The organism is Cellulomonas sp. P4_B5_2 (assembly GCF_056402235.1).
Genome location: NZ_JBFUHU010000006.1, coordinates 18,437 through 28,205, shown reverse-complemented (window position 1 = coordinate 28,205; position 9,769 = coordinate 18,437). Strand labels below are relative to the sequence as shown.

Below are 9,769 nucleotides of genomic sequence, written 5' to 3'. Positions count from 1 at the left end.
GCCGGGGGCTGCGGGCGCGGGCGGAGGTGTCCAACGGCGACGGCACGCGCACGACGACCACGGCGACGTCGTCCTCGCGGTGGTCCGCGAGCCGGGACAGCAGCTCCTCGCCGACCCCGGCGGCGTCGCGCGCGGTGACCGCGGCGGCGACGGCGGACAGGGCCGCGAGCCCCTCGCGCAGGCCGCGGTCGCGCCGCTCGATGAGCCCGTCCGTGTAGTAGACGATGACGTCGCCCGGATCGAGGTCGACGGACTCCGTGGTCCGGGGCGCGCCGCCGAACCCGATCAGGGGTCCGCCCGAGGCGCTCAGCTGCGTGACCGCGCCACCCCGCACGTGCAGTGCCGGCAGGTGGCCCGCGCGCGAGTACTCGAGCCGCCAGGTGTCGTCCGTGCGCGCCAGGGTGGACAGGACGAGGCCAGCCGGCCGCGGCACCCGCATGCCGGCGACCAGCTGGTCGACACGCTCGAGCACGGGACCCGGGGTCGTGAGGTCGAACATGTAGGAGCGCACCACGGAGCGCAGCTGGCCCATCGCGGCAGCAGCCTCCACGTCGTGCCCGACCACGTCCCCGATGACCACCCCGATGACGTCGGGGCTGATCTGCAGCACGTCGTACCAGTCGCYGCCCACCTGCGCGTTCTCGGAGTTGGGCGCGTAGTACGTCCACACGTCGAGCCCGTCCACCTCGGCCTGCTCCGGCAGCATCGCGCGCTGCAGCGTCTCGGCCAGCCGGTGCTCGCGGTCGTAGAGCCGTGCGTTGTCGATGACCATGCCGACGCGGCGGGCGGTCAGCTCGAGGACGGTGCGCACGGACGCCTCCAGCGCGCGCAGCCCACCGCCCTCGTGCGGGTGCACCGCGAGCACGCCGAGGACGCGGCGGCGGCCCGTCAGCGGGAACACCGCGACGCGTCGGTCGGCGGGGTCGACCGCGTCGAGCGCGACGCCCGCCTGGTGGACCAGCCACGCCGACGCGCTGCCGCCGCCGTAGGAGCCGTCGAGCTCGAGCTCGACCGGCCGGTCCAGCTCCCCGTCGAGGAGCTTCTGGACGAGGTCGGGGCCGCCGTCGCGGACGGGCGGGTGCTCGCCGTGCCTCGAGCCCTTGCCGGTCGGCGCGTGCGGCACGTCGATCCCGTCGGCCACCCGCAGACCGCCGTCGTTCAGGTAGAAGGCGGCCCAGCCCACCACCGACCGACGCAGCACCGCCGCGATCTCCCGCAGGGCGTGCGGGTCGTCGACGTCCATGAGCAGGTCCGACACCTGCGCAATGAGCCCGAGGCTGCGCCGCTCGCGCCGCTCGGCCTCCACCAGCGCGGCCTGCTCCGCGTCGTGCGAGAGCTGCTCGGTCAGGTCCTGCAGCGCGGCGACCCAGTGGGAGAGGCCCCCGCCGKCGGGGGCCGGCACGGGCGACAGGGTCACCCGGCACGCGAACGGGGACCCGTCGGCCCGGCGCAGGGTGAGCGTCTGGACGACCGTCTCCTGCGCGTGGACGGCTCTGCGCAGCCGCTCGACGTCGGCGGTCGGGAGAGCGTTGTCGCGCAGCACGTCCGCGTGCCGCCGACGAGCCTCGTCGAGGCCGTACCCTGTCACCCTCTCGAAGGCGTCGTTCACCCAGACGACGGGCAGGTCGTGCTCGGTCGCATCCAACAGGGCGATCGGGACGGAAGTTGCTCTGAGGGCGCGATCGCGCACGCCGACGAGAGCATGATCGGACAAGGGGGCAGCGTGGGAGTTGACCGCTACCACCTCCGATCGTCTAGCGTGCCGAACAGGCAGGTCGTCGAGAAGCCGGCGCCGCCCTGGGCGGTTGTCAGCGAAAGGAGCACCGTGCGCGACGGTAACAGCACCATCCCCGACGGGCCTGCGGACGCCTCGAACGCCGACTCCGGCGCCGGGATCGTCGGCGAGCCCGGCGCCGTCCACGTGATCGTCGGCACCGACGCCACCCGGATCGTGCTCTCGGGCGAGGTCGACGCCGACCTCGGCGCCGAGCTGCAGGAGGCGACCGCGGAGGCGGAGCAGGTGGGCCTGCCGATCGAGGTCGACGCCCACCACGTCACCTTCATGGACTCCTCCGGCGTCGCGTTCCTCGCACGCCTGTCCATCCGGTCCAAGCACCGGGTCCGGCTGCTGCGGGTACCGCCGACCGTGCGGTTCCTGCTCGAGGTCACCCGGATCGGTGAGCTGCTCGACGTCGTCGAGGGTGACGAGTCGCAGTTCCAACCGGTGGGCGACGGCCAGGGCTAGACACACGAAAGGCCCCCCGAGGGGGCCTTTCGCATGCTGGTCGTCAGGCGCCGAGCGTGTGCCCTGCCGAGCGGAGCTGCTGAGCGGCCTCGACGAGGCGCTGGGCCATGCCGGCCTCGGCGAGCTTGCCCCAGGCGCGCGGGTCGTAGGCCTTCTTGTTGCCCACCTCGCCGTCGACCTTGAGCACGCCGTCGTAGTTGCGGAAGAAGTGGTCCGCCACCGGACGGCTGAACGCGTACTGCGTGTCCGTGTCGATGTTCATCTTGATGACACCGTTGTCGACGGCCTCCGAGATCTCGGCCTCGGTGGAGCCGGAGCCGCCGTGGAACACGAGGTCGAACGGGTTCTCCTTGCCGATGACCTCGCCGACGGCCTTCTGGATGTCCGCGAGGATCGACGGGCGCAGCTTGACCGCACCCGGCTTGTAGACGCCGTGCACGTTGCCGAACGTGAGGGCCGTCAGGTAGCGGCCCTTCTCGCCCGCACCGAGCGCCTTGACCGTGGCCAGGCCGTCCTCGACGGTCGTGTACAGCTTGTCGTTGATCTCGGCCGTGTGACCGTCCTCCTCGCCACCGACGACGCCGACCTCGATCTCGAGGATCGTGCGGGCCGCGACGGAGAGCTCCAGGAGCTCCTCGGCGATGATCAGGTTCTCGTCGAGCGGCACGGACGAGCCGTCCCACATGTGCGACTGGAACGTGGGGAGCTTGCCGGCCTTGACCTGCTCGATCTCGAGCGCCAGCAGCGGGCGCACCCAGGAGTCGAGGTTCTGCTTGGCGCAGTGGTCCGTGTGCAGCGCGACGGTGATCGGGTAGCCCTTGGCCACCTCGGCCGCGTACGCCGCGAGCGCGAGCGAGCCGGCGACGCGGTCCTTGACGGTCGAGCCGGCCGCGTACTCCGCGCCGCCGACCGAGACCTGGATGATGCCGTCGGACTCCGCCTCGGCGAAGCCCTGCAGGGCGGCGGTGACGCTCTGGGACGACGTGACGTTCACGGCCGGGTAGGCGAACTTGCCCGCCCGTGCCCGGTCGATCATCTCGGCGTACACCTCGGGGGTGGCGATGGCCATCTGCTGCATCTCCTGCGTGTCGTGGGAGGGGTATCGGTTCGATTCTGGCACGCCTGGGGGTCGGTGGGTCCGGGACGTTCTACCCCCGGACGCCGGCGTGCTGCGCGATCCACGCGTGCATCGCGATCGCGGCGGCGGCCCCCGCGTTGATCGACCGCGTCGAGCCGAACTGGGCGATGTGCAGGACGTCGACGGCGGCCTCCCGGGCTGAGTCGGAGAGCCCGACCGACTCCTGCCCGAACAGCAGCACGCACGCGCGCGGCAGGGGGTACCCCTCGAGCGCCACGGAGCCGGGCAGGTTGTCGACGCCGAGCACCGGGAGGCCCTCGTCGGCGGCCCACGCCAGCAGGTCGTCGACCGTGGGGTGGTGCCGCACGTGCTGGTAGCGGTCGGTGACCATGGCGCCGCGGCGGTTCCAGCGGCGGTTGCCGACGATGTGCACCTCGGCGGCCAGGAACGCGTTCGCCGTCCGGACGACGGAGCCGATGTTGAGGTCGTGCGCCCAGTTCTCGATGGCCACGTGGAACGGGTGCCGGCGGGTGTCCAGGTCGGCGACGATCGCCTCGAGCGTCCAGTACCGGTAGGCGTCGATGACGTTGCGGCGGTCGCCCTGCGCCAGCAGCTCGGGGTCGTAGCGGGCGCCGGAGGGCCACTCCCCCCGCCACGGGCCGACCCCGACCTGCTCGCGCTCCTCGTCCACGGGCGCCACCGTAACCGTCGGCGACGCGGCCCGGTCCCTCCCGTCGGGTCGCGTCGTCGGCGCGCACACCGTCGAGCGGCACGAGACCGACCCGGTCCTGCGCGTCCTGCGCGTTGGTGGTGTGCCGGTCGCCGCCGGCGGGCACGGTCAGCACCTCCGCGCGCGTGACCTGGCGCGCTGTCCAGCCGCGCAGGTCGACGGCCACCTCGGCGTCCTCGTCGAGACCTCGGTGCGCCAGGAAGAGCGCGACGCGGCCGTGCTCCTCGTCCCAGGTGGCCGAGACGTCGACCAGGTCCACGGCGTCGAACGTCGCGGTGTCGTAGCGGTCGGACGTCACCGCCGTGCGCAGGATGACCCCTCGGGCGAGCGCCGCCATCCGGGCGAACGGCCAGAAGATCGACTGCCGCCAGGCCGGGCCGCCCTCCTCCGACCGGATGGGCGCGATGACGTTGACCAGCTGCGCCTGGTTGGCGATCTTCACGCGGTCGCCGTGCCGCAGCAGCGAGTTGAGGAACGTGCCGACCACGACGGCGTCGGTGACCGAGTACTCGTCCTCGATGATCCGCGGGTGCTCGCGCCACGCGCTGGTCTTCTCGATCACGTGCGGCTGGTCCTCGGTGTCCTTGCCGGTGGCGTACCAGACGTTCCACTCGTCGAACGAGAGATCGATGTGCTTCTTGTGCTTGCCCTTGGCGCGGACGGCGTCGGCCGTCGCCACCACCGACTCGATGAAGTAGTCCATGTCCACCGCGCTGGCCAGGAAGCTCGCGTGGTCGCCGTCGTGCTCCTGGTAGTAGGCGTGCAGCGAGACGTAGTCCACCTCGTCGTAGGTGTGCCCGAGCACCGTCTGCTCCCACGCGCCGAACGTCGGCATGCCCGAGTTCGACGATCCGCAGGCCACCAGCTCGATCCGGGGGTCCACCAGCCGCATCGCCTTCGCGGCCTCCTGCGCCAGCCGGCCGTACTCGTCGGCGGTCTTGGCGCCCATCTGCCACGGTCCGTCCATCTCGTTGCCCAGGCACCACAGCCGGATGTCGAAGGGGTCCTCGTGCCCGTTCGTGCGCCGACGGTCGGACAGCTCGGTGCCGCCGGGGTGGTTGGCGTACTCGACGAGCTGACGGGCCTCCTCGACCCCCCGGGTGCCCAGGTTGATGGCCTCCATGACCTCGACGCCCGCCAACCGGGACCAGTCCATGAACTCGTGCAGCCCGAACGCGTTGGTCTCCACCGTGTGCCACGCACCGTCCAGCCGCCGCGGCCGGTCGGGCCCGACGCCGTCCTCCCATGCGTACCCGGACACGAAGTTGCCGCCGGGGTACCGGATCACGGTCGCGCCGAGCTCCTTGACCAGGTCGAGGACGTCCCTGCGGAACCCGTGCTCGTCGGCCGCGGGATGCCCCGGCTCGTAGATCCCGGTGTAGACGCACCGGCCCATGTGCTCGACGAACGACCCGAAGATCCGCGGGGGAACCGGTCCGACGACGAAGTCGCGGTCGAGCGTGACGCGGGCGCGGGACATCACTGGCCGCCGAAGCCGGTGGTGGCGAACCCCTTGATGATTTGGCGCTGGAAGAACAGGAACACCACGACCAGCGGCAGGGCAGCGAGCACGGCCGAGGCCATGACCTGCGCGTACTGCAGGCCGTAGGCGCTCTTCACGGTCTGCAGCCCGACGGGCAGCGTCATCAGCGACGAGTCGCTGGTGGCGATGAACGGCCACAGGAAGTTGTTCCACGCCGCGATGAACACGAAGATCGAGACGGCGGCCAGGATGGGCCGCGACAGGGGCAGGACGATCGACCAGAACACCCGCAGGCGCCCGGCGCCGTCGATGCGTGCCGCGTCCTCGAGCTCGACCGGGATCTGGTCGAAGAACTTCTTCAGGATGAACACCATGGCCGGGTGGACCACCTGCGGCAGGATCACGGCCCAGTAGGTGTCGACGAGGTTGAGCGTGAGCATCTCGTAGAACAGCGGGACGATGAGCACCTGCGGCGGAATGATGATCGACGCGATGATCGCCCAGAACAGCCAGCGCCGACCGGTGAAGTCGAGCCGGGAGAACGCGTAGGCGGCGAGCGCGGTCACCGCGAGCGTGATGATCGTGATGGCCGTCGCGGTGAGCAGGCTGTTCCACGTCCAGAGCGGGATGTTGCCCTCGCGCAGCACGTTCGCGTACGCCTCGGTGGTGAACCCGTCAGGCGGCAGCCACAACACCGGCGTCGCCGCCGCGGACGTCTCGGTCTTGAACGACGTGGCGACCGCCCAGAGGAAGGGCAGCAGCCAGAACAGCGCGAGGATGATCAGGGCGACGATCGCGCCGATGCGACCGGGGCTGGCGAACCGCTCGCCGATGCGCAGGCCCGCCTTCTCGGCGAACCACCCGCGCTGCTTCACGCCGGCGCCGGCGGCGCTGGGCTGGGGGGCGACGGTGGTGGTCATCAGACACCCCTCCTCGTCGTCAGCCGCATCTGGCCGATCGAGATGATGACGATGATGGCGAAGAAGATGTACGCGATCGCCGAGGCGTACCCGAACCGGTAGCCGGTGAAGCCCACCTCGAAGACGTACTGGACGACCGGGCGGGTCACGCCGCCGGGTCCGCCCTGGGTCATGATGTAGATCTGGTCGAAGACCTTCAGCGAGGCCAGGATCTGCAGGATCACGATGAGCACCGTCGTGGGCCCCAGCTGCGGGACCGTGATCGACCGGAGCTGGCGCCATCGGCCCGCGCCGTCCAGCGCGGAGGCCTCGTACTGCTGCTCCGGGATGTTCTGCAGCGCGGTCAGGTACAGCAGGAAGTTGAACCCGACCGTCCACCACAGGGTCATGACGACGACCGCGAACATCGCCCACTGCGGATCCTGCAGCCAGGCGATCTGCTCGACGCCCACCGCCCCGAGCAGGTAGTTCACGAGGCCGAGCTGCGGGTTGTACATCCAGATCCAGAACTGCGCAGCGACGGTGGACGCGAGCAGGAACGGCATGAAGAACGAGAGCCGCCACAGCCACTGTCCCGGCAGCCCCTGGTGCACCAGCAGCGCCAGGATCAGCGCCACGATCACGAGCGGGACCGTGGAGAGCACGGTGAACCACAGGGTGTTCAGCAGCGAGCGCCACATGATCGGGTCGGCGAGGGCCTCGGCGTAGTTGTCGAACCCGATGAGCTCGCCGCCGGCACCCGTGATGCTCTCGCCGGTGAAGCTCAGGTAGAAGCCGTGGACCAGTGGCCAGATGAGGAACATCACGAAGACGACCACGAACGRGGCGACGAACGCCCAGCCGATGCGGTTGTCGCGCGCACGTCGTTCGCGCTCGCCGCGCCGGACCTCGTCGGGTGACGTGGTGCGAGGCGGGGCGCCGGTGACGTCGACGGCTGCAGAGGACACGTTCCGACTCCTTCGGGTCACACCGGGTTCGGCTTGGCCAGCTGGACGTTCACGCGGCGGACGAAGGCGGCGAAGCCGTCGGCCGGGTCCGAGCCGTCCAGGTAGACGCCCTGCACGGTCTCGAGGAAGTAGTTCTGGAAGTCGCTGCCCGACCCCGTGAACCACGCCTCCGGGTCGTAGTTGAGGATCTCGGCGGCGGCCGCGTAGTGCGCCTGTGGCTGGAGCGCCTGGTACTCCGCGCTCTGGACGACGGGCTGGAACCCGGGGATGTGCCCGGCCTCGGCCCACCCGAGCGAGTTCTGCAGCAGGTCGGCGACGAACTGGTAGCTCGCCCGCCGCTGCTCGGGGTCGGGGCTCGACTGGTGCGGCAGCGTGAACGCGTGCGAGTCGGCGTACGCGGCCGGGGTGCCGAACAGGGTCGGGATCGGCTGGGCATCGATCGGGAGGCCCGAGTTCTTGGCCGTCGGCAGCTCCCACACGCCGGTGAAGAACAGCCCGCTCTCGCCGGACATGAACTCCGAGACGGCCGTGCCGTAGTCGCCGTTCGGCGTGCAGATGGTGCCGTCGAGCAGCTGCTGGATGAACTCGAGCGACTCCACCGCGGCGGCGTCGTCGACCTTCGCCGTCAGTCCGGACAGGTCGAAGTCGGCGTCGTGCTGCTTGTACAGCGTGTAGAACAGCCGCCACATCTGGGCACCGTCGCCCAGGTACCCGTACGACAACCCGTGCTTGCCGGTGACCGCCTGCATGGCGCGGGCGACCTGGAGGAACTGGTCAGGGCTCTCGATCGGCGCCAGCTGCCCGTCTGGGCCCAGGACGTCCGCCTGCTCGGCGATGTCGACGTTGTACATCATGACGAAGGGGTGCGAGTCGAGGGCGATGGAGTACTGCTTGCCGTCGAGCCCACCCTTGGCCCAGACGCGCTCCAGGAAGTCGGACTCCYGCACCCCGAACTCCGCCAGCAGGTCCAGGTCCCAGGGGTCGAGCAGGCCGCCGGGCGCGTACCCGGCGACGCGTGACGCGTGCATGATCGCCACGTCGGGCGACCGTCCACCGACGCTCGCCATGGCCAGCTTGGTGTAGTAGGGCGCGCCCCAGGCCAGCACGGTCTGCGTCGCCTCGTACCCGTGGTCGAGGGCGTTCACCTTGTCGACCAGACCGGCCATGGTGATGCCGTCGCCGCCGCTGAGCAGGTGCCAGTACGCGAGCTGGTTCAGGCCGCTGGCGGAGGCCGTCGGCGCGCAGCCCGCGAGCGCCGACGCAGCGGCCACACCGCCGACTGCCGCCAGCGAGCCCATCAGCATCTGCCGGCGGGTGAGGCCCGGACCGGGCGGAGGGGGTGCGTCGGCGGCCGTGCGCAGCCGCGCAAAGTGGTGCGGTGCCATGCCCTCACTCCTTCGTGAGACACGCCTGACGTCCTCGTCGGCGTCGGGTCCGGCAGCCTTGCCGTGCCCGATCCGCATCGTTACATCGTTGGAACAGGGCAGCAACAGGTGGCGCACGCGACCCGGCCGGTGCCGGCGCACACGGTCCGCACATCCCGCCCACGGGCTGCCCACGGACGGCCCCGTACGCTGGGCGCATGCTGATGACGACCGCCCTCTCGGCCGCCGGACCCGTCGTGGCCCTCGGCCCCGACTTCCTCGACCCGCAGCACCTGATCGACTCGTTCGGGACGTGGGCGCTCATCGGCATCCTCGCGATCATCTTCATCGAGGTCGGCCTGCTGTTCCCGATCCTGCCGGGCGACTCGCTCCTGTTCACCGCCGGTGCGCTGGTGGCTCAGGACGACCTGAGCGTCAACATCAGCATCGGGGCCCTGGTCCTGCTGCTGATCGTCACCGCCTACGCGGGCACCCAGACCGGCTACCTCATCGGTCGCACGCTCGGCCCGAAGGTGTTCAGCAAGCCCGACTCGCGCTTCTTCAAGCAGCGGTACATCGACCAGACGTACGCGTACTTCGACAAGTACGGCGGCCGGACGCTGATCGTCGCGCAGTTCATCCCGTTCGTGCGCACGTACGCCTCCGTCGCGGCGGGCGTCGGCAAGATGCCGTACCGGCACTTCGCGTTCTTCAACGCGATCGGCGTGATCCTCTGGGCCGGCGGCGTCACGATGCTGGGCTACCTGCTGGGGAACATCACGTTCATCAAGGAGAACATCGAGGCGCTGCTGGTCCTCGTGGTCTTCATGTCGGTGGCGCCGGTGATCGTCGAGGTCTGGCGCAAGAACCGCAAGGAGAAGAAGCTGCGCGCGCAGGGGCTGCCGGTCGACGAGGCGGGCYGCGACCCCCGCTACGACGAGCCCGCCGAGCGCGAGGCCGTCGAGCGCAAGGCGTTCGACGCGTGACCCACCACGGCCCGCG

General features: G+C 70.6%; 8 protein-coding genes and 1 pseudogene. 2 read left to right on the top strand and 7 right to left on the bottom strand.

What is annotated here, in order from left to right:
- The coding region (locus AC1DUQ_RS00950; protein WP_477073281.1) for a SpoIIE family protein phosphatase at positions 1-1,645 on the bottom strand (1,645 nt) is incomplete at its 3' end.
- Between the two features lie 180 nt (positions 1,646-1,825).
- On the opposite strand from AC1DUQ_RS00950, the gene AC1DUQ_RS00945 reads away from it, so the two are divergent.
- Complete coding sequence (locus AC1DUQ_RS00945; protein WP_477061041.1) at positions 1,826-2,245, top strand: STAS domain-containing protein; 420 nt, start codon at positions 1,826-1,828, stop codon at positions 2,243-2,245.
- A 43-nt stretch (positions 2,246-2,288) separates the two neighbouring features.
- Here AC1DUQ_RS00945 and fbaA read toward each other — a convergent pair whose 3' ends face one another.
- From fbaA to AC1DUQ_RS00915, 6 genes and pseudogenes are all read right to left on the bottom strand, one after another.
- The gene (gene fbaA / locus AC1DUQ_RS00940; RefSeq protein WP_477073280.1) at positions 2,289-3,314 is read right to left on the bottom strand and encodes a class II fructose-bisphosphate aldolase; all 1,026 of its coding nucleotides are present in this window, start codon (positions 3,312-3,314) and stop codon (positions 2,289-2,291) included.
- Between the two features lie 79 nt (positions 3,315-3,393).
- Positions 3,394-4,023 (bottom strand): TrmH family RNA methyltransferase, encoded by a 630-nt coding sequence (locus AC1DUQ_RS00935; protein ID WP_477061039.1) that lies wholly within the window; start codon positions 4,021-4,023, stop codon positions 3,394-3,396.
- Positions 4,024-4,054: 31 nt separating this feature from the next.
- Positions 4,055-5,533: pseudogene (arfA, locus tag AC1DUQ_RS00930) on the bottom strand (arabinosylfuranosidase ArfA); the annotation flags it as partial.
- Positions 5,533-6,456 (bottom strand): carbohydrate ABC transporter permease, encoded by a 924-nt coding sequence (locus tag AC1DUQ_RS00925; RefSeq protein WP_477061037.1) that lies wholly within the window; start codon positions 6,454-6,456, stop codon positions 5,533-5,535. The gene AC1DUQ_RS00925 and the pseudogene arfA, both read right to left, overlap by 1 nt.
- On the bottom strand, positions 6,456-7,403 hold the full coding sequence (locus AC1DUQ_RS00920) for a carbohydrate ABC transporter permease (protein ID WP_477073279.1): 948 nt from the start codon (positions 7,401-7,403) through the stop codon (positions 6,456-6,458). Before AC1DUQ_RS00920 ends, AC1DUQ_RS00925 begins: the two co-directional genes overlap by 1 nt.
- A gap of 17 nt (positions 7,404-7,420) precedes the next feature.
- Positions 7,421-8,788, bottom strand: a complete 1,368-nt coding sequence (locus AC1DUQ_RS00915; protein ID WP_477073278.1) for an extracellular solute-binding protein — start codon at positions 8,786-8,788, stop codon at positions 7,421-7,423.
- A 197-nt stretch (positions 8,789-8,985) separates the two neighbouring features.
- Here AC1DUQ_RS00915 and AC1DUQ_RS00910 point away from each other — a divergent pair, with 197 nt between their 5' ends.
- Entirely contained in the window at positions 8,986-9,753 is a 768-nt protein-coding gene (locus tag AC1DUQ_RS00910; protein WP_477073277.1) for a VTT domain-containing protein, read from the top strand.
- Positions 9,754-9,769: the final 16 nt, after the last annotated feature.

Excerpts from the sequence above, each read along its gene's own strand:
- fbaA (WP_477073280.1), bottom strand. The coding sequence starts at position 3,314 with ATGGCCATCGCCACCCCCGAGGTGTACGCCGAGATGATCGACCGGGCA.
- AC1DUQ_RS00925 (WP_477061037.1), bottom strand. The coding sequence starts at position 6,456 with ATGACCACCACCGTCGCCCCCCAGCCCAGCGCCGCCGGCGCCGGCGTG.